General features: G+C 41.4%; 18 protein-coding genes. 5 read left to right on the top strand and 13 right to left on the bottom strand.

What is annotated here, in order from left to right:
- Positions 1–100: 100 nt before the first annotated feature.
- The 10 genes from L1266_RS10140 to L1266_RS10095 all read right to left on the bottom strand — a co-directional run bounded on the left by L1266_RS10140 (position 101) and on the right by L1266_RS10095 (position 9,730).
- Complete coding sequence (locus tag L1266_RS10140) at positions 101–1,132, bottom strand: FAD:protein FMN transferase (RefSeq protein ID WP_235377464.1); 1,032 nt, start codon at positions 1,130–1,132, stop codon at positions 101–103.
- A 112-nt stretch (positions 1,133–1,244) separates the two neighbouring features.
- On the bottom strand, positions 1,245–2,471 hold the full coding sequence (gene nqrF / locus L1266_RS10135; RefSeq protein WP_130052183.1) for an NADH:ubiquinone reductase (Na(+)-transporting) subunit F: 1,227 nt from the start codon (positions 2,469–2,471) through the stop codon (positions 1,245–1,247).
- Between the two features lie 19 nt (positions 2,472–2,490).
- Positions 2,491–3,099 carry an NADH:ubiquinone reductase (Na(+)-transporting) subunit E gene (nqrE, locus tag L1266_RS10130; protein ID WP_016708692.1) on the bottom strand — a complete coding sequence of 203 codons (609 nt, stop codon included), beginning with the start codon at positions 3,097–3,099 and terminating at the stop codon, positions 2,491–2,493.
- Positions 3,100–3,109: 10 nt separating this feature from the next.
- Positions 3,110–3,742 (bottom strand): NADH:ubiquinone reductase (Na(+)-transporting) subunit D, encoded by a 633-nt coding sequence (locus L1266_RS10125; protein ID WP_054554281.1) that lies wholly within the window; start codon positions 3,740–3,742, stop codon positions 3,110–3,112.
- Entirely contained in the window at positions 3,742–4,494 is a 753-nt protein-coding gene (locus tag L1266_RS10120) for a Na(+)-translocating NADH-quinone reductase subunit C (RefSeq protein ID WP_054554280.1), read from the bottom strand. Before L1266_RS10120 ends, L1266_RS10125 begins: the two co-directional genes overlap by 1 nt.
- Positions 4,487–5,689 (bottom strand): NADH:ubiquinone reductase (Na(+)-transporting) subunit B, encoded by a 1,203-nt coding sequence (locus L1266_RS10115; RefSeq protein ID WP_054554279.1) that lies wholly within the window; start codon positions 5,687–5,689, stop codon positions 4,487–4,489. Before L1266_RS10115 ends, L1266_RS10120 begins: the two co-directional genes overlap by 8 nt.
- Before the next feature lie 4 nt (positions 5,690–5,693).
- Complete coding sequence (locus tag L1266_RS10110; RefSeq protein WP_235377507.1) at positions 5,694–7,037, bottom strand: Na(+)-translocating NADH-quinone reductase subunit A; 1,344 nt, start codon at positions 7,035–7,037, stop codon at positions 5,694–5,696.
- A 348-nt stretch (positions 7,038–7,385) separates the two neighbouring features.
- The gene (gene fabV, locus L1266_RS10105) at positions 7,386–8,579 is read right to left on the bottom strand and encodes an enoyl-ACP reductase FabV (protein WP_235377463.1); all 1,194 of its coding nucleotides are present in this window, start codon (positions 8,577–8,579) and stop codon (positions 7,386–7,388) included.
- Positions 8,580–8,757: 178 nt separating this feature from the next.
- The gene (locus tag L1266_RS10100; RefSeq protein ID WP_054554277.1) at positions 8,758–9,069 is read right to left on the bottom strand and encodes a BolA family protein; all 312 of its coding nucleotides are present in this window, start codon (positions 9,067–9,069) and stop codon (positions 8,758–8,760) included.
- 73 nt (positions 9,070–9,142) lie between these two features.
- Positions 9,143–9,730: an alpha-ketoglutarate-dependent dioxygenase AlkB family protein gene (locus L1266_RS10095; RefSeq protein WP_235377462.1), complete on the bottom strand. Its 588-nt coding sequence runs from the start codon at positions 9,728–9,730 to the stop codon at positions 9,143–9,145.
- Between the two features lie 41 nt (positions 9,731–9,771).
- On the opposite strand from L1266_RS10095, the gene L1266_RS10090 reads away from it, so the two are divergent.
- Genes L1266_RS10090 through L1266_RS10075 form a run of 4 tightly spaced genes read left to right on the top strand, consistent with a single transcriptional unit; the run spans position 9,772 to position 13,515 of the window.
- Positions 9,772–10,905, top strand: a complete 1,134-nt coding sequence (locus L1266_RS10090) for a methyltransferase (protein ID WP_054554275.1) — start codon at positions 9,772–9,774, stop codon at positions 10,903–10,905.
- Positions 10,906–10,918: 13 nt separating this feature from the next.
- On the top strand, positions 10,919–11,470 hold the full coding sequence (locus L1266_RS10085) for a YajG family lipoprotein (RefSeq protein ID WP_054554274.1): 552 nt from the start codon (positions 10,919–10,921) through the stop codon (positions 11,468–11,470).
- Positions 11,471–11,472: 2 nt separating this feature from the next.
- Complete coding sequence (locus tag L1266_RS10080; RefSeq protein ID WP_054554273.1) at positions 11,473–12,090, top strand: peptidylprolyl isomerase; 618 nt, start codon at positions 11,473–11,475, stop codon at positions 12,088–12,090.
- Between the two features lie 36 nt (positions 12,091–12,126).
- On the top strand, positions 12,127–13,515 hold the full coding sequence (locus L1266_RS10075; protein WP_199529510.1) for an AmpG family muropeptide MFS transporter: 1,389 nt from the start codon (positions 12,127–12,129) through the stop codon (positions 13,513–13,515).
- Between the two features lie 108 nt (positions 13,516–13,623).
- On the opposite strand, the gene L1266_RS10070 is transcribed toward L1266_RS10075, so the two are convergent.
- Positions 13,624–13,863 (bottom strand): helix-turn-helix domain-containing protein, encoded by a 240-nt coding sequence (locus tag L1266_RS10070; protein WP_054554271.1) that lies wholly within the window; start codon positions 13,861–13,863, stop codon positions 13,624–13,626.
- Positions 13,864–14,175: 312 nt separating this feature from the next.
- Between L1266_RS10070 and L1266_RS10065 the strand changes: the two genes are divergently transcribed.
- Positions 14,176–14,349, top strand: a complete 174-nt coding sequence (locus L1266_RS10065) for a hypothetical protein (RefSeq protein ID WP_171043836.1) — start codon at positions 14,176–14,178, stop codon at positions 14,347–14,349.
- Between the two features lie 42 nt (positions 14,350–14,391).
- Here L1266_RS10065 and L1266_RS10060 read toward each other — a convergent pair whose 3' ends face one another.
- Together L1266_RS10060 and L1266_RS10055 are read right to left on the bottom strand one after the other, a co-directional pair.
- The gene (locus L1266_RS10060) at positions 14,392–17,466 is read right to left on the bottom strand and encodes an efflux RND transporter permease subunit (RefSeq protein ID WP_235377461.1); all 3,075 of its coding nucleotides are present in this window, start codon (positions 17,464–17,466) and stop codon (positions 14,392–14,394) included.
- Positions 17,467–17,468: 2 nt separating this feature from the next.
- On the bottom strand, positions 17,469–18,560 hold the full coding sequence (locus L1266_RS10055) for an efflux RND transporter periplasmic adaptor subunit (protein WP_054554269.1): 1,092 nt from the start codon (positions 18,558–18,560) through the stop codon (positions 17,469–17,471).
- Between the last annotated feature and the right edge of the window lie 39 nt (positions 18,561–18,599).

The following is an 18,599-nucleotide window of genomic DNA, read 5'->3' as shown; positions in this document are numbered from 1 at the left end:
GGACTGCCATTGTTCCCAAGTAACGCCTTGATATTAAGCCCTATGGAGCGCTGAATTCTGCATCTTGAGGCGGCTTGGGTATACACTGCTTCTTGCCCTACTACAAATATGCTTTAAATGCAGGGCTTGAATAAGTTACTAAACCATTGTCTGACTTACCAATTAAGTACACCGGCAAATCGTGCTCTTCGGCGTATTTCTGCGCCTTTTCCATGCCCATCACTGTAATTGCCGTCGCTAAGCCGTCTGCAGTCATCGCTGATGGGTGTAAAACAGTAACTGATACCAAATCATGACGGCTCGGCATACCTGTTACAGGGTCAATTAAGTGGCTATAGGTAACACCATCCATTTCGTAAAAAATTCGGTAATCACCGGATGTCGCAATACCATTAGTACCCGGCTCAATTACTTTATGTACTTTACGCACGCCAGGCTCAGCATCAGGCTGCTCAATAGCTATTTTCCAAGTGATGTTGTTTGGCTTAATACCCGACACACGAAGCTCACCACCAATCTCAACCATATAATTAGTGAAACCATGGCTTTCTATCACTTGTGCTACTTTATCAATGCCGTAACCTTTGGCTGTAGCCGAAAACGACAGCTCTAAACCATCAATCGTCTTCATAAGACCAGCATCTGTAAGTTCAAGCTTATCAACACCAATTTTGGCAACCATTGCGGCCAAGGCTTCATCGCTTGGGCGTTTAGTCGGCTTTTTATCTGGACCAAAGCCCCACAAGTCAATAAGTGGCCCCATAGTCACATCTAACGTTTTTGTTGATTCGCCAAGGCGAATTGATTCAGCTACCACGTTTCTAAAATCAGCGCTTATTGGCATTACCTGCCCTGCTGGTAACTGGTTGAACTGGTTAATTTCTGAATCAGGAATGTAAGTCGACATAGATTGATTTACATCTTTAAGCACTTGCTTAATTTCCGGGTGTAAATCAACACCTGCAACCTTTGAAGACTCTGCAAACACCTTAATGTGATAAGTGGTGCCCATTGTCTTACCTTCAAAATAAAGCTCTTCAGCCTTATCTGATTGACCGCAGCCAGCCATGAGTAAAGTCATAGTTAATAGGAAAAAGGCCATCAAGCCTTGGCGATAAAACACTCTATTCATAGCATTCACCTTGTAGATACCACGGAGTTCGGTATAGAAATAAAAAAGCCTCGTAACACTAAGTGCTACGAGGCCTGTATTCTAACCAAAACTAATTGTTTTGTGTATGGTGTTAGCCACCGAAGTCATCTAATAAGATGTTTTCGTCTTCTACACCAAGATCTTTAAGCATGTTGATAACAGCCGCGTTCATCATTGGAGGACCACACATGTAGAACTCACAATCTTCAGGCGCTTCATGATCTTTCAAGTAGTTTTCATAAAGTACATTATGGATGAAGCCTGTGTAACCTTCCCAGTTATCTTCTGGTTGTGGATCAGACAGTGCTGTGTGCCATACGAAGTTATCGTTTTCTGCTGCTAAGCCGTCGAAATCTTCTACGTAGAACATTTCACGCTTAGAACGCGCACCATACCAGAAGCTCATCTTACGCTTAGATTGTAAACGCTTAAGTTGGTCAAAGATATGTGAACGCATTGGTGCCATACCTGCACCACCACCTACGAATACCATTTCTGCATCAGTGTCTTTCGCGAAGAACTCACCGAATGGACCAGAGATAGTCACTTTATCACCTTCTTTTAATGACCAAATGTACGAAGACATTTTACCACATGGAAGGCTTAGGTCTCTTGGCGGCGGCGTAGCGATACGCACGTTAAGCATGATGATGCCTTCTTCTTCTGGGTAGTTAGCCATAGAGTATGCACGAATTGTTTCGTCGTCTACTTTAGACTCCAGATCGAAGAAACCGAAGTGGTTCCAGTCGCCACGATACTCTTCTGGAATATCGAAATCAGCGTATTTAACGTGGTGAGCTGGTGCTTCAATTTGAATATAACCACCGGCACGGAAAGGTACTGACTCGCCATCAGGGATTTGTAACTTAAGTTCCTTGATGAACGTTGCCTTGTTATCGTTAGAGATAACAGTACAGTCCCACTTCTTAACACCGAAAATTGACTCTTCAAGTTCAATTTCCATGTCGTTCTTAACATTTACCTGACACGCTAAACGGCAGCCTTCACGAGCTTCACCTTTAGAGATGTGATCAAGTTCTGTTGGTAAGATATCGCCGCCACCTTCTTTGATGTGTACACGACACTGACCACAAGAGCCACCGCCACCACATGCAGATGAAACGAAGATACCTGAATCAGCTAGCGCGCCTAATAGCTTGCTACCTGCAGATGTTTTAATAGCTTTTTCTGGGTCGCCATTAATTCCGATGATGATATCGCCGCTTGCTACTAATTTAGATTTAGCACCAATGATAACTAAAACTAAAATAACAACGATAGCGATGAAAACACCAACGCCTAAGAAAATCTCATTCATGATTTATCCTCGCTACCTATTAAAGTGAAATACCAGAGAATGACATAAAGCCAAGACCCATAAGACCAACAGTGATGAAAGTAATACCTAAACCACGTAAGCCATCAGGAACGTCTGAGTACTTCATTTTTTCACGGATACCAGCAAGTAAAGTAATTGCTAGTGCCCAGCCCACACCTGAACCGATACCATAAACAACAGACTCGCCGAAGTTATAGTTACGCTCAACCATGAAAGATACCGCACCGAAGATCGCACAGTTAACTGTGATCAGTGGTAAGAAGATACCTAACGCGTTGTAAAGTGCAGGGAAGAACTTATCTAATGCCATTTCAAGAATTTGTACAAGTGCTGCAATAACACCGATGAAAGTCAAGAAACGTAAGAAGCTAAGGTCTGCTTCTGGGTAGCCAAGCCACTCTAATGCACCTGGTGCAAGAACAGCGTGATAAACCAAGTTATTTACAGGTACTGAGATACCTAGTACCACGATAACTGCCACACCTAGGCCGATTGACGTTGTTACTTTCTTTGATACAGCAAGGAAAGTACACATACCTAGGAAGAAGGCTAAAGCTAAGTTTTCAATGAAAACCGCTTTTACAAATAAACTAATATAATGTTCCACTGCTCGCCCCTTACGCTTTTGCTTCTACTTGGTCTTTCTTGAAGGTACGAAGTACCCAGATGAATAAACCAATAATGAAGAATGCACTCGGTGGTAAAATCAATAGACCCATTGGTTGATACCAGCCACCATTTTGTACTAATGGGATAATATCAACACCGAATAGTGAACCTTTACCGAATAACTCACGGATGAAACCAACAGTTAGTAGTACTACTGAGTAGCCTAAACCGTTACCGATACCATCTAAGAAAGACATTAACGGTGGTGACTTCATTGCGTATGCTTCAGCACGACCCATTACGATACAGTTTGTAATGATTAGACCAACGAATACTGAAAGCTCTTTAGCTGTTGCATAAGAGAATGCTTGCAATACTTGGTCAACAACGATTACAAGTGATGCGATGATCGTCATTTGCACGATGATACGTACAGATGATGGGATGTGGTTACGAATTGACGAAATAAACAAGCTAGAAAACGCAGTTACTAGTGTCAATGCGATTGACATAATTAGTGCATTTTTTAAGCTTGATGTTACCGCTAGCGCAGAACAAATACCTAGTACTTGTAATGCGATCGGGTTATTTGCGAATACCGGGCCAAATAGGACCGACTTCATTTCTTTAGTATCAGCCATTATTTCAACGCTCCTTCACGTACTTTCGCAAGGAATGGACCAAAGCCATGCTCGCCAGTCCAGAAGTCAACTGTGTGATCAACACCGTTTGAAGTTAATGTTGCACCAGAAAGACCATCGATTTGATGTTCGTTCTTCGCACCGCTCTTCATGATATTGATTGGTAACTCTTTACCTTGCCATTTAGCAGTCCATTGTGGATTTTGGATTTCACCACCTAGACCTGGCGTTTCGTTGTGCTTGAAGAAGTTGATGTTTTTAACTGTTTCACCATCGCTTTCAAGCGCTAAGAAGCCGTACATTACACCCCAAAGGCCATAACCTTGGATTGGTAGAATGATTGCGTCTGTAGAACCATCAGATTTCTTCGAAATATATACAGGTGAATTTTTTGTCATACGCTGAATACCAGCGATGTCTTTAATTCCTTCTGCTTTCAACGCAAAGCTACGAGCTTGGTCGAATTTTGTTTTCTCGAAGTCAAATGAGTTAGGATCAGCACCTTCAACAAACTCACCTGTGTTCATGTCTACAACACGTGCTTCAATTTTTGAGTTAAAGGTATCTGACACAGTACCTGATACTTCAATGCCTGCAGCCGCTAAGATATTGCGTTGAATATCTTGTGTTTTGTTAGCTTGCTGTAAAGGACGAAGCTGAACTGAAGCAAACGATACGATAATTGCACACACTAAACATAGTGCAACAACAACGGTTAGCGTTTTGCCGATTGATTCGTTATTACTAGACATTACGTGCCAACCTCCGCTTGATATTAGCTTGCACTACAAAGTGATCGAATAATGGTGCAAATAAGTTAGCAAATAAGATTGCTAGCATCATACCTTCTGGGAATGCCGGGTTAACAACACGGATCATTACAACCATAAAGCCGATTAACGCACCGTAAGCGAACTTACCTTTGTCTGTGAATGATGCAGATACTGGGTCTGTTGCCATGAAGAACATACCAAATGCAAAACCACCAAGCACTAAGTGCCAGTGCCAAGGCATAGCAAATACAGCGTTAGTTTCTGAACCAATTGTATTTAGTAAGAATGCCGTTGCAACCATACCTAGGAATACACCTAGTACGATACGCCATGAAGCGATACGCACGTAAATTAGGAATAAACCACCGATTAATAGTGCTAGTGTTGACGTCTCACCCATAGAACCTTGAATGAAACCGTAGAACGCATTCCACCATAGCTCCATGTTGCTGTAATCAAGTGAACCAACAACAGCTTGGCCAAGCATAGTTGCACCAGAGAATGAATCTACTGCTGTCCATACTGTGTCACCTGAAATTTGCGCTGGGTATGCGAAGAATAAGAATGCACGACCGGCAAGAGCAGGGTTAAGGAAGTTACGACCCGTACCACCAAAGATTTCTTTAGCGATTACAACACCAAACGTAATACCTAGTGCAACTTGCCATAAAGGAATCGTCGCAGGCAGGATTAGTGCGAATAATACAGATGTTACGAAGAAACCTTCATTTACTTCGTGCTTACGCACTGAAGCAAATAGTACTTCCCAGAAACCACCCACAGCAAATGTTACTGCGTATATTGGTAGGAAGAAGCAGGCACCGTAAAACATTTTCGCGCCCCAACCAGAATCAGCAGTTAATTCACCACCGAATAATTGGAACAAACCAACTTGCCATGTGTTTGCTAGTTCAAAACCTTGCGCTAAAGCACCAGCGGCCTGATGACCGATGTTGAACATACCAAAGAACATTGCAGGGAACGTCGCCATCCACACTAAAATCATCATACGTTTTAGGTCGATGTTATCGCGAACGTGTGTTTTGCCTTTATTTACATAACCAGGCGTGTAGAAAATAGTCGCTGCAGCTTCGTAAAGCGCATACCATTTTTCGTGTTTACCACCCGGTTCAAAATGCGGCTCAATATCTTCTAGAAATTTCTTTAAACCCATCTCTCTAGCCTTCCTTCTCGATCGTAGTCAAGCAATCGCGTAGGATTGAACCGTACTCGTATTTACCCGGACAAACGAAGGTACATAATGCTAAATCTTCTTCATCAAGCTCTAGCGCACCTAACGAAATAGCACCATCAAGATCACGTGCGATTAAATCACGTAATAATAGTGTAGGTAGGATGTCTAAAGGCATAACACGCTCATAGCTACCAATTGGAACCATGGCACGCTTCGAACCACCTGTTGAAGTCGTCATGTTAAATAGACGGCTAGGAGCAAGGTGAGATAAGAAGGTACGTGTTACTGAGAACTTGTTAGCACCTGGTGCGATCCAACCGAATAGCTCTTTTTCGCGACCTTCAAGTAATACAGATACTTGAACATGGTAACGACCTAAGAACGCGTGTGGACCTTGAGAGATAGCGCCTGATAATACAGAACCAGAAATTACACGGTTATCACCGTCTTCTAATTCACCAGCAACTAAATCATCTAAAGATGCACCTAGCTGAGTTTTCACTAAGCGTGGGTTTTTAACACGTGGACCAGCAAGCGAAACAACACGGTCTGTGAAGATTTCACCTGTTAGGAATAAATTACCAAACGCGATTACGTCTTGGTAACCTAAGTGCCAAACCTGCTTGCTTGCAGAAACTGGGTCTAAGTTATGAATGTGTGTACCAACAAGACCTGCCGGATGCTTGCCACCAAACTCATGTACTTCTACTTGAGGGATTGATGAACTAGGCACTTGGCTACCAGCTTGTTTACAAACAAATACTTTGCCGTCAGTTAAACGAGATACCACAGCTAAACCTGCTTCAAATGCTTGAGTGTTTTCAGCAATGATTACTGCAGGATCTGCAGCTAGCGGGTTAGTGTCGATAGCCGTTACAAAGATAGAGCTAGGATTTGCATCCAAAGCAGCTACTCTGCTGAATGGGCGAGCACGTAGTGCTGTCCATTGACCTGACTGAACTAGTACTTCTTTCACTTTTTCACGGTCTAAGCCCGAAAGCTTGTCGGCCTTGAAAGAGTCAAAGGTGATTTGCTCACTGCCATTAACTTCAATAACAACAGATTGCAGCACACGTTTAGCACCACGATTGATTTCTTTAACTACCCCAGAAGCTGGTGCAGTAAATAAGACGCCTGGGTTCTTTTTGTCTTCAAAAAGTACCTGGCCTTTTTTGACTTGGTCATCCACGCGAACATGCATGGTTGGACGCATACCAATATATTCTTCACCTAGCACAGCTACACGTTTGACGGCAGAACCATCGTGAATAACTTGCTGAGGTGCGCCCTCTATCGGTAAATCCAGACCTTTTTTTATGTTGATCATACGCACTTGCATTACATTAACGGAAAGAAACTGAAAAATCGTACCAACCACGTCGCCATTTGATATGCTCAAGTTAAACTCTAAGTATCAAAGAATAGCCTGTTTAACACCCCAAACAAGCAACGCAGTAAACTCCTCACATATATTGCCCGAATTTTAACATCAATCAGGGTGACTATGCGAGAGCAAATATGAAATTTATACGACAGATACGGTTATTTAGACTACAAAAACCTTTTGAATAAAATTCAATATAGACCAAAGTGCTATTGATGAAGTTTTATTTTCATCCAGAAACAAAAAAGTCGCTTAAAAAAGCGACTTTACAAAATCAAGTTTGTTCAGCGATTAATCGATCAACTGTGAAATCGCAACATCAGGATTCACATCTTGCTCGTAATCTACACTCTCGATACCAAAACCGAATAAACGTAAAAACTCATTATGGTAACCCACGTAATCCGTTAATTCGTCAATTGTATCTGTATCTACTGTATCCCAAACATGTTGTACACGAGCTTGAACATCATCTTCTAACTCTTTGTAGTTTTGGAATAAATGACCACCTTCGTCAAAACGTGGTGTTTCACCGTAAAGGTTTTCAGTAAATAGTGAGTGAATTTGCTCAATGGTACCTTCGTAAGTACCGTCTGCTTTCATTACTTTGAATAAAGCAGAGATATATAAAGGCATAATTGGAATTGCCGAGCTTGCTTGTGTCACAACCGCATTTAACGAAGAAACATACGCTTCACCATTTAAGCCTTTTGTTGACTCTTTGATTGCTTGCGTTGCACGGTCAAGATCTTCTTTCGCTTTACCAATTGTCGCATGACCGTAAATTGGCCATGTTAATTCTTTACCGATATAAGTGTAAGCCGTTGTTTTGAAGTTATCAGCTAGTACATCCGCTTCTTTTAATGCGTCAATCCACATTTCCCAATCTTCACCGCCCATTACTTTAATTGTATTGTCGATGTCTTCTTGGTTTGCTGCTTCAACCGTTACTTCATCAATCACACGCTTTGAAGTATTTAAGTTCTTCGTGGTGATATCAGAGCCAATTGGCTTAAGCGTAGATGAGTAAGTTTCGCCTGTATTTGGATCAGTACGGCGAGGTGACGCAAGGCTGTAAATAACTAAATCAATTTTACCTAGATCAGCTTTGATAGTATCAATTGCTTTTTGCTTAATTTCGTTAGAAAACGCGTCGCCATTGATATTTTTAGACCATAAACCAGCTTCTTCAGCGGCTGCTTGGAATGCTGCTGTGTTGTACCAACCTGCAGAACCCGTTTTGCGTTCGCTACCTTCTTTTTCAAAGAAAATACCTAACGTTTTAGCACCGCCACCAAATGCAGCCGTGATACGTGATGCTAGGCCGTAACCTGTAGACGCACCTATCACTAATACATTCTTAGGTGCATTGCTCAGTGGTCCTTGCGCTTTCACATAATTAATTTGTTCTTGTACGTGCTCAGCACACCCTACTGGATGCGCGTTAGTGCAGATAAATCCACGAATTTTCGGCTTAATGACCATTGATCATCCTATATCTATCACAATAAAAATTAGCGCTAGTTTAAAGGCTAATAGTTAAAATACAGGTCTGATCAGTAAAACTTTTCAGACCCACGTAAATTTTTCGAGCTTAAAACACCCAAGTAACCAGCAGTCTAGAGTGACTGTCCTTCTAACTTTGAGTGACTGTCCTGCTAATTTAGTCGAACTTTGAGCCGCCTAAGCACTTTGGTGATTCAGGTGCCTGTCCATGTTGTTCACTGAACTCTTCGGGAGTAAATGTGTGAATCGCTAATGCATGAATGTGATTTGCTAATTCATCTTTTAATAGCTCATTAATTTGACGGTGACGGGCAAGTAAACGTTTACCTGCAAATTCTTCACTCACAACCACCACTTTAAAATGCGACTCAGTTCCACGACTATGCATATGGCTTTCATTGACAACATTCAGGTGTTTACATTCGATACCCGCAGCAAGCTTTTGCTCAATTTGTTGTTGCATTGACATGTGTCATAGACCTTTCATAAGAAAATAATTGCCAGCTACTATATCAAGGGCATGGCTCAATTTGCCAATGATTTTATATGATTGAACGAAAGGTAAGGTTAATTCGAGGGTGTTTGAGTCTTTGCTGCTTCGGCAAACTATGCTGGTAATCGCGCTGGCTAAAACCATTCATGATTAAACAGCTACCACTTTGCAGCACAATGCTATATTGTTCACTTTTATATTTGTGCTTTATTTTAAATACACGTTCGGCCCCTAGTGATACAGACGCGATTGTTGGTTGCTCACCAAGTTCTTTCTCATCGTCACTATGCCAGCCCATACAATCATGACCATCTCGATACAAATTAACTAAAAGCGCATTAAATGGTATCTGCAAAGTTCTTGATAAGCGTACACGCATAGCATCAAGTACCTCTGGCCAAGGCTCAACGATTAATTTTGAACCCGAGTAACCATAATTTACGTTCTGATCAGCAAAAAAGCATTGCAAACGCGGGATCACATGGCTTTTTCCGTACACTTTTATAGCCGGTTGCTGCCAATTGAGCTGCTGCTGAAGAAAGTAAAATAATTCGAGGCTTTTTTGCGCACTCAATGTATTGGCTTGGTAAGAAAACCCATCAGGTAGATGATTAGGGTTGGCGTTTGGCTGTTGCATGTTAGAATTTACCTATACATTAATACTTTCGTAAAATCATGATGACCACCCAAGCACAGCTCGGTGATAACACCTATACCCTAGAACGCTTTCCGTTAGATCAAAAAAATCGCAGTCTTCAAGCATGGGACTCAGGCGATGAGTACCTTGTCAATTATGTACAAGAGCACTACCCAGATGCAAATTCAATCCTGATACTCAATGACAGTTTTGGCGCCTTATCCTGTGCCTTTAATACGTTAACAGTTTATTCAGTTAACGACTCGTATATTGGTCATCAAGCTACCCGCTATAATTTACAAACCAATGAGTTATCAACAGATTCTTTAACGCAACTGGACTCATTAGCAGCATTACCTAATCAGGTTGATTTAGTGATATTAAAAGTGCCACGCAATTTAGGCTATCTTCAGCATCAACTTGCCGCAATCAGTGCAGCTTTACCTGCTGACATTGATGTTATTGCAGCTGGAAAAACGAAAGACATTCATAACTCAACTATAAAGGCTTTTAGTCAGTATATCGGTGAAACATCAACCAGCTTAGCGGTTAAAAAGTCCCGTTTAATTATCAGTAAAACCAGTGGTCTTAATAAAGTAGCCCCCTTTCCTGTTAACTGGCCACTTGAAGGCAGTGAATTTGAAATTCAAAATCATGCAAATGTATTTTCTCGGGACTCATTAGATATCGGCGCGCGCTTTTTCTTTAACTATTTGCCACAAACAAGTAAAGCCCGCAGCATCATTGATTTAGGCTGTGGTAATGGTGTTGTTGGGTTGATGACTCTCAAACGTTGCCCTAAAGCCCATGTAACCTTCGTTGATGAGTCCTATATGGCCGTTGAATCAGCCAAATTGAACATAACTCACAATTTACCTGATCAATTAGACCAGTGTGAGTTTGTTCAAAACGACTGTTTAACCGATTTTCAACCTAACAGTGTTGACCTTGTTTTATGTAACCCACCATTCCACCAAGCGCAAGCGGTCACCGATCATATCGCTTGGCAAATGTTCAAACAGGCAAAACAAACATTAAAGCACGGTGGTGAATTAAGAATTATTGGTAATCGTCATCTAGACTATCATGAAAAGTTAAAACGCATGTTCGGCAATTGTAAGCTATTAGGATCTAATAAAAAGTTTGTCGTACTAAGTGCTACAAAGAATAATTAATGGAGCTAACTAAATGAAAAAAATACTTCCTTTATGCTTGCTAGCCGCCCTATCTGCGTGTAGCAATCAGCCAAATCAGTTAATTTTGAACCCCGTTTATCAAGGCGGGAAAATTTCAACTATTAACAGTAATGTTAGCACCAGCGTAATTGACTTACGTGGTGACAATGTGACCCTTAAAATCATTGGTTCAGACAAAGTAAAAACGCTTGCAAGCCCTGGAATAGCTGATTCTGTGAAAAGTGCCTTAGACAGTGCTCTAAGCCGTAATGGTGCAAACATTTCAAACTTAGCAACTACACGTTTTGAATTAGATATTCATAAGTTGCAAGCAACTGTCACCGAAAAGATGATGACGCACAGTAGTGCTGCAAATGTGGAGTTTGGTTTAAGAGTGATTAAAAGTACAAGTAACTTTAGTAAGATATACCGCGGCAACGCAAATCTTGAAGGACCACTCAGTCATGACCGTGCAAAAATAGAAGGTCAACTTAATAAGTTGACTGAACAGGTTATAACACGCATTGTATCTGACCCAGAATTAATCGCCTATTTAGAAGGTTAACCATGAAACGCATTTTATTACTTAGTTTTTTATTGTTTTTTGCTCACAGTTCATTCGCAGCGACTGAAGGTAAGTTTATTCAAAAAGACAATATGTTTCCGCGCGTAGAAATTGTTACTACGCTTGGCAGTATTGTGGTCGAAATGGATCGTTCACGGGCACCAATTACAGTAAATAACTTTCTAACTTACGTTGCCGATGGTAGCTATCAAGGTAGTGTATTTCACCGTGTTGAACGTGATGAAGACAACGAACGTGATTTTGTAATTCAAGGCGGTGGTTACGATAAAGACTACGATGGTCTGTACGAAGGTGACCCTATTTTCAATGAAAGTGGCAACGGGTTAAAAAACGATATGTATAGTATCGCAATGGCATACCAAGACCGTAAACCACACTCAGGTACGCGTCAATTCTTCTTTAATATGGACGACAACGACCATCTTAATCCAGGTCGTGATTGGGGCTTTGCTGTATTTGGTATGGTCATGGATGGCTACGAAACTCTAGACAAAATCATGCGTGTCGAAACTGCTTTCAATGAAAAAATTGGTTACAGCTTTGTACCCAAAGATCCTGTTGTTATCTTAAACGTAAAAGTGCTTGACGCTAATCAATAATAAATAGGGGCGCACGCCCCTTAAACTGGCAACACTATGACAAAAACCCTTTCTTTTTCAGAGTATTTCTCATACTTCAAAGATAAACGTTTAATTAATATATTTATTTTTGGTATTAGCAGCGGCTTTCCGTGGGTATTGATTGGCTCTGTCATGTCGGCCTGGCTAAAAGATGAAGGCCTAAGCCGCAGCATGATTGGGTTGTTTGGCATCGTGTTTGGTGCATATAGCATTAACTTTTTATGGTCACCGCTCGTTGACCGTGTAAAGTTACCCTTTTTATTTAACTGGCTAGGCCAGCGCCGTAGCTGGATTTTACTCTGTCAGTCAGTCATTTTTATTGGAACCTTTTCGCTTGCAGGGCTCGATATCAAAGCCAACCTTTGGTTTGCTGCCGCACTGTGTTTAGTGATTGCAATAGCATCTGCAACTCAAGACATTGCTATTGATGCATTTCGTATCGACACTTTGGCAGAAAATGAGAGCCATAAAGCCACCGCAGCGGCAGCAATGGCAACCTCAGGTTGGTGGAGCGGCTATGCTCTATTAGGCGCCCTACCGTTTTATATGGCCGACATTCCTTCAATTGATTGGCCACAAGTTTACTTTTTCCTATCTGTCGTGATGCTGCTATTAATGAGCAGCGTATTTTGGGCGAAAGAACCAGAATCAAATCGCGATGCAGTTCAAGCAGAGCTTGAGCAAACCTATCAACAAAAGCTGGCTGGTAGTACGCAAACTCGCTTTGCTAAAGTTATTGCATGGCTTGCTGTAACCGTTTTTGATCCTTTTAGAACCTTCTTCGCCCGTAACGGGGTAAAAACAGCATTGGCTTTATTAGCTTTTATTTTCTTATTTAAAATCGGCGAGGCCTTCTTAGGGCGAATGTCTATCGTGTTTTATAAAGAAGTGGGCTTCTCGAATAGCGATATTGCTACCTTCTCAAAAGTAGGTACGGCAGTACTTACTATCGCTTTCACCTTTCTAGGTAGTTTGTTTAACCAACGATATGGCATTGTTAAAGGCTTATTTATTAGTGGTATTGCGATGGCAGCCTCAAATCTCGCCTTCGCTTGGATTGCTATAGCAGGCCCTAAATTGAGCCTTTACGCGTTTGCAATCATTATTGATGGTTTTACACAGGCTTGGTCTCTCGTTGCCATGGTGGCGTTTATATCTATGCTTTGCGACCGAGCATTTAGTGCCACTCACTATGCGCTACTTGCATCATTAGGTAATTTAGGTAGAACTTTACTTTCAAGTTATAGCGGCGTGCTCATTGATGACTGGTTAGGAGGAAATTGGGCGATGTTCTTTGTAGTGACAGCACTTATGGTTTTACCTTCATTAATTTTCTTATTTTTAATTAGGCATAAGCTTTATGCACTAGAAAACAACTATCATCAAAGGGATTTAACAAGTTAGATACGAAAGTAATTTTAGAGGAGAGATAAATGGTGAAATTTTAATAGCGCCTCCCTGCACTATTTGTATTACTTTAGTAGTGTTATTTCACCACAAAGCACTAAAAAATTATGCGTCTTTTAGCAAATTAAGACCTTCGTACGGGTCAACTTCTAAAGCATCACAATAACGTATGAACTCAATAACATCTAGTCGACGTTCTTGGTTTTCAATTTTACCGATAAAAGAATGCGGCGTACCTAAAACCTGCGCAAGGCTACGCATTGTGTGACCTTTCTCGTGGCGTTTAGTTTTAAGCCATTTCGTTAATTTCGAGTTTTCTTCAGAAGAAACTGTTTTACCCATCATAAAATACATCTCCTACTAGATGATTTAAATTAATAAACTTAAGAGTGAAATTTGCCCGTCTCACTCTTGGATACATTATATACTAATAATTTTCACTTTGAATTATTAATTATACAAATGTCCACCTTTTAGGTATGGACCTTATTAGTATACATGTCTTAGTGTAGCTAAAATTAAAGCATGTGCTCTATAGTTAACTGGTTAACTGTACCAAAAAATTGATCAATTGGAAGTCAAACAAGATGAAAGTATCGCTTTAAATTCTGCATATTTATGCTTAAAGTGTACGTAAATACCGAAAAAGGCTAAGAAATGTTTCGTATATTATTTTTGTTGCCAATTGTACTGTGTGTAGCATGGTACCTATTTTTAAAACACAATCGAGTACCAATTAAGCAAGGTAAAAATGGCTTTGTATACATTTTGGTCGCATCAGCGTTAGTTTTAGGCTTCTTTTTACTGATGATTAAAGTGACCCAACACTAGGGTCACTCATTTTTAATTAATCGGTAACGAATTTACCTATTACTATCTACGACGATCTCGCAGCATTAACAAACACGGTGTAAGCACAAGTGTCAACACCGTGGCAAATGTTAAGCCACCAGCGACAGCCGTTGCCAATTGCACCCACCATTGAGTAGATGGCGCACCAAAATCAATGTGACGGTTAAATAAATCAATATTCACTTGGAGTACCATTGGCATCAATCCCAAAATGGTGGTAACAGTCGTTAGCAATACCGGACGCAAACGCTGTGCACCGGTTCGCAAAATCGCATCTTTGGCAGCCAGACCTTGGCTTCGTAAAACATTATAGGTATCAATCAATACTATATTGTTATTAACCACAATACCTGCAAGCGAAATAACCCCAATACCTGACATCACAATACCAAACGGTTGCTGTAATACGATTAAACCTAAGAACACACCCACAGTTGAAAATAGCACAGCACTTAAAATCAAAAATGCTTGATAAAAGCTATTAAATTGCGTCACCAAAATGATACCCATCACAAATAGAGCAACCACAAAAGCCTGCTCAAGAAAGGCTTCTGATTCATCTTGATCTTCAGTTTCACCACGCACTTTAATTTTCACGCGAGGGTCTAATCCTTGCTCTTCTAATTGCGCTTGTAAGCGCGGCAATGCCTTGGCAAGTTGTTCACCCGGCTTCATGTCTGCATTAACGGTAACAACGCGCTGAGAATCTACACGACGGATAGTATCGACTTTAGGCGCTGCTTGACGCTCAACAAAGTGACTAATTGGCACTTGCCCGTGCATGGTTTTTACACGTAACGTTTCAAGACGTCCTAAATCACGTTTGTCATGGGGGAAACGTACGCGAATATCAATCTCGTCATCCACATCATCTGGACGGTATTCCCCTAATTTCAAGCCATTGGTAATAAGCTGAACATTTGCCCCTAACATACTGGCATCGGCACCAAAACGAGCCGCATCCGAACGGTTCAATTTAAGTTGCCATTCAATACCTGGTTTTGAAGCACTGTCATCAACATTTCGAAACGCGCCATCATTCTCGATAGCTTGCCTTACTCGTTTAGCTTCACTGTTAAGCACATCAACAAACCGAGAGCTCAGCTCAATGCTTAACGCTTTACCACCACCCGGGCCGTTTTCATCTTTACGAAGTTCAATTTCTACACCGGCATAACTTGCCGTGATTTCGTTAACTTGGCTGATAATATCTTCTGCGAGCGGACGCTCATCCCAATCTTTTAGATTCATTCTAAACGTGCCTACTTGATCTTTACCACCAGTACGTGCGTACAGAGTTTTTATACCTTCCACTTTTAGGATGCGCGACTCAATATCTTTCATGATCACGTCTTTTTCAAAGATGGATAAGTCACTGTAAGAACGTACTTTGATATTGACGCCATTTGGCTCAACATCAGGAAAGAACTCAACGCCAAGCTTAGAAATAGCAAAGGCAAAAAACACCATAATAGAAAACACGATTGCAGCAGCAAGGCTCCACCAAGGACGCTCTGTTGCATAATCAAGCACTCGAATATAACGCCCTAGCATCCCTTTAATTTGTGTTAAATCGCCAGACTCTGCTAACTCTAAATCATGTTTTTGCTGCTCAGAAAGCGGCCTTGATTTACCTATTAGTCCACCAATAGTTGGTACAAACACCAGTGCCATAAGTAATGATGCAGACAAGGTAGCAATAAGTGTAATCGGCAAGTATTTCATAAACTCGCCCATCATTCCCGGCCAAAATATCAGCGGGGCAAAGGCCGCTAATGTTGTTGCCGTAGAGGCGATAATTGGCCATGCCATTCGTTCTGCAGCCAGTTTATATGCAACCTTGCGCTGTTTGCCTTCACTCATTGCTCTGTCTGCAAACTCACTAACAACAATTGCGCCATCCACCAGCATACCGACAGCCATGATGAGCGCAAAGAGCACCACGATATTCACCGTTAAACCAAACACAGAGATCACTAAAATCCCCGTTAAGAATGAACCGGGAATGGCAATACCCACTAAAAATGCCGTGCGCGCACCAAGTACCGCCACAATAACGATAACCACCAATAATACAGCAGACAGCACATTATTTTGCAGATCAGAAAGCATCATCTTTACGTCTTTTGACATGTCGCCGGTGTAATCAACGCGTATATGATCAGGCCATATTTTCTTGGCCTCATTGACCACTTGCTTCACTTGTTCGACCGTATCAATAATATTTTCACCAGCACGTTTTTTTACTTCCAGCGAAACCGCATGGCGGCCATTAATACGTGCGATTGAGGTTGGGTCTTTATACGCTCGACGAATTTTTGCTACGTCCATAAAACGTACCACCCTATCGCCAACGACTTTCACGGGTTGCTCCATGACATCCTGAATCGTCTCAAATACCGACGGGATTTTTACAGCAAAGCGTCCTTTACCAGTATCAAGTGTACCGGCAGCAACTAAGCGGTTGTTATTTGATAGCAGTTGAATGATGTCACTCGGTTCAAGACCATAAGAAATCATCGCCAGTGGATCGACCTCAATTTCGACCATGTCCTCGCGATCACCACCTACATCAACTTCTAATACGCTAGAAATGCTTTCTAGTTCATCTTTAAGATTACGAGCAAGGGTTAACAAACCTCGCTCTGGCGCATCACCGGATAAGGTTAATGTAATAGTCGGTTGCTCGTCTTCCATCAAGATTTCATGAACTTCTGGTTCTTCTGATTCAGAAGGCAGTTTCGCCTTAGCTAAGCTGACTTTATCTCGTACATCAGCTAAGGCTTCTTTGGGATCCATACCCGCGATAAATTCAAGGGTCACAGAGGCATGCCCTTCACTTGCCACCGCTGACATTTCTTTTACGCCTTCAATCGAGCGGAGCTCAATCTCCATTGGCCTAACTAATAGCCGCTCAGCATCTTCAGGGGAAATACCGTCATGAATAATCGACACATAAATAAAAGGAATGGTGACATCAGGATTCGCTTCTTTAGGGATGGTTTGATATGTCACCCACCCCGAGATCAGCAACAAGATGAAAATAGATAAAACTGTACGCGTGTGAGTCAACGACGCTTCGATTAAGTTTTTCATACTTAGTTGCTCGTAGCTTCAGTAAACACGGGCTCAACTTTATCACCGGCACGCACAAAACCTTGACCAAGGGTAATGACATTTGCTTGTTCGCCTAAACCCCAAAGCCAAACCCCCTGCTCGGTACTTTTAGCCAGATTCACCGATTTAAACTCAACAATATTATCGTCATTCACGACTTTTACGCCGATATTACCTTGCTCATCAAGGGCCATAAAAGCCGGGCTTAATAACATTGCAGGCTCAGTTGGCAACTCAATATTTAGCTGAGTCGAAAAACCTGCTTTGTATTTCATTCCTGGGTTTTCAAACGCCGCTTCGATGCGAAATGTATTGGTGCTGTCATCAGCAACAGATGCAATATAACGAATACGACCAGGATAGGTTTTGTCATTTAAAACATGAGCAAAAGTAGCTTGCCCGACTTCTAAGCCTTGCACTTCTTTTTGAGTCGCATCGGCTCTAACAATTAACGGGTCTAAATCAGCGAGCTGTAAAATAGGGTCGCCTATGCCAACATAATCACCAATTTCGACTAAACGTTTGTTAATAACGCCATCAAAAGCAGCGCGTACTTCAGTGCGCTCTAGTTTTAATTCAAGGCTAACTAAGGTTGCTTTAGCCTGTTGCAACATAGCTTGCGCTTGCATGGTTAATACTTTGTTCTGTAAACCTTGCTGATTTAGCTTAAGGGCGCCTTCGTATTCAGTTTGATACTGTGCCACTAAGGCTTCTGCTGATGTAATTTGGGCGGCTAAATCAGACTTATCGAGGCGTAAAATAACCTGTTCTTGTTTTACAAACTGACCTTCTTCAACCAAGATTTCGAGTACTTGTCCTGCTTGCCTAGCGCTAATATTTGCGATTTTGTCAGGCTCTGATTTACCGTAAAAGGTCAGGTTTTTATTTATTTTCTTAGCAACTAATGACATCACCTGCACTTTAGGCAAGCGCTCTTGGGCTTGTTCTTTACTTTGCTGCGCGTTTTGATCTGCTTTGCTATCGCCGGATAGCATCCACAATATAATCACCAAAACAATGGCGATAGCTAAAATATAGGGTTTCTTTTCTATTGTTGTAGTTATATTTGGCAACGCAAAATTCCTTCTAATAATGCGTAAAATTTAGCAGAG

It is taken from the genome of Pseudoalteromonas sp. Cn5-37 (assembly GCF_021532495.1).
GTDB lineage: Bacteria > Pseudomonadota > Gammaproteobacteria > Enterobacterales > Alteromonadaceae > Pseudoalteromonas > Pseudoalteromonas simplex.
This window is presented reverse-complemented; position numbering and strand designations above follow the sequence as displayed.

What these genes read in the sequence shown, in the direction of transcription:
- L1266_RS10060 (WP_235377461.1), bottom strand. Translation starts at nt 17,466, where the DNA reads ATGAAAAACTTAATCGAAGCGTCGTTGACTCACACGCGTACAGTTTTA.
- L1266_RS10080 (WP_054554273.1), top strand. Translation starts at nt 11,473, where the DNA reads ATGAAACGCATTTTATTACTTAGTTTTTTATTGTTTTTTGCTCACAGT.
- nqrF (WP_130052183.1), bottom strand. Translation starts at nt 2,471, where the DNA reads ATGAATGAGATTTTCTTAGGCGTTGGTGTTTTCATCGCTATCGTTGTT.
- L1266_RS10085 (WP_054554274.1), top strand. Translation starts at nt 10,919, where the DNA reads ATGAAAAAAATACTTCCTTTATGCTTGCTAGCCGCCCTATCTGCGTGT.
- L1266_RS10125 (WP_054554281.1), bottom strand. Translation starts at nt 3,742, where the DNA reads ATGGCTGATACTAAAGAAATGAAGTCGGTCCTATTTGGCCCGGTATTC.
- L1266_RS10140 (WP_235377464.1), bottom strand. Translation starts at nt 1,132, where the DNA reads ATGAATAGAGTGTTTTATCGCCAAGGCTTGATGGCCTTTTTCCTATTA.
- L1266_RS10090 (WP_054554275.1), top strand. Translation starts at nt 9,772, where the DNA reads ATGACCACCCAAGCACAGCTCGGTGATAACACCTATACCCTAGAACGC.
- L1266_RS10070 (WP_054554271.1), bottom strand. Translation starts at nt 13,863, where the DNA reads ATGATGGGTAAAACAGTTTCTTCTGAAGAAAACTCGAAATTAACGAAA.
- fabV (WP_235377463.1), bottom strand. Translation starts at nt 8,579, where the DNA reads ATGGTCATTAAGCCGAAAATTCGTGGATTTATCTGCACTAACGCGCAT.
- L1266_RS10065 (WP_171043836.1), top strand. Translation starts at nt 14,176, where the DNA reads ATGTTTCGTATATTATTTTTGTTGCCAATTGTACTGTGTGTAGCATGG.
- L1266_RS10095 (WP_235377462.1), bottom strand. Translation starts at nt 9,730, where the DNA reads ATGCAACAGCCAAACGCCAACCCTAATCATCTACCTGATGGGTTTTCT.
- L1266_RS10120 (WP_054554280.1), bottom strand. Translation starts at nt 4,494, where the DNA reads ATGTCTAGTAATAACGAATCAATCGGCAAAACGCTAACCGTTGTTGTT.
- L1266_RS10110 (WP_235377507.1), bottom strand. Translation starts at nt 7,037, where the DNA reads ATGATCAACATAAAAAAAGGTCTGGATTTACCGATAGAGGGCGCACCT.
- L1266_RS10100 (WP_054554277.1), bottom strand. Translation starts at nt 9,069, where the DNA reads ATGTCAATGCAACAACAAATTGAGCAAAAGCTTGCTGCGGGTATCGAA.
- L1266_RS10115 (WP_054554279.1), bottom strand. Translation starts at nt 5,689, where the DNA reads ATGGGTTTAAAGAAATTTCTAGAAGATATTGAGCCGCATTTTGAACCG.
- L1266_RS10075 (WP_199529510.1), top strand. Translation starts at nt 12,127, where the DNA reads ATGACAAAAACCCTTTCTTTTTCAGAGTATTTCTCATACTTCAAAGAT.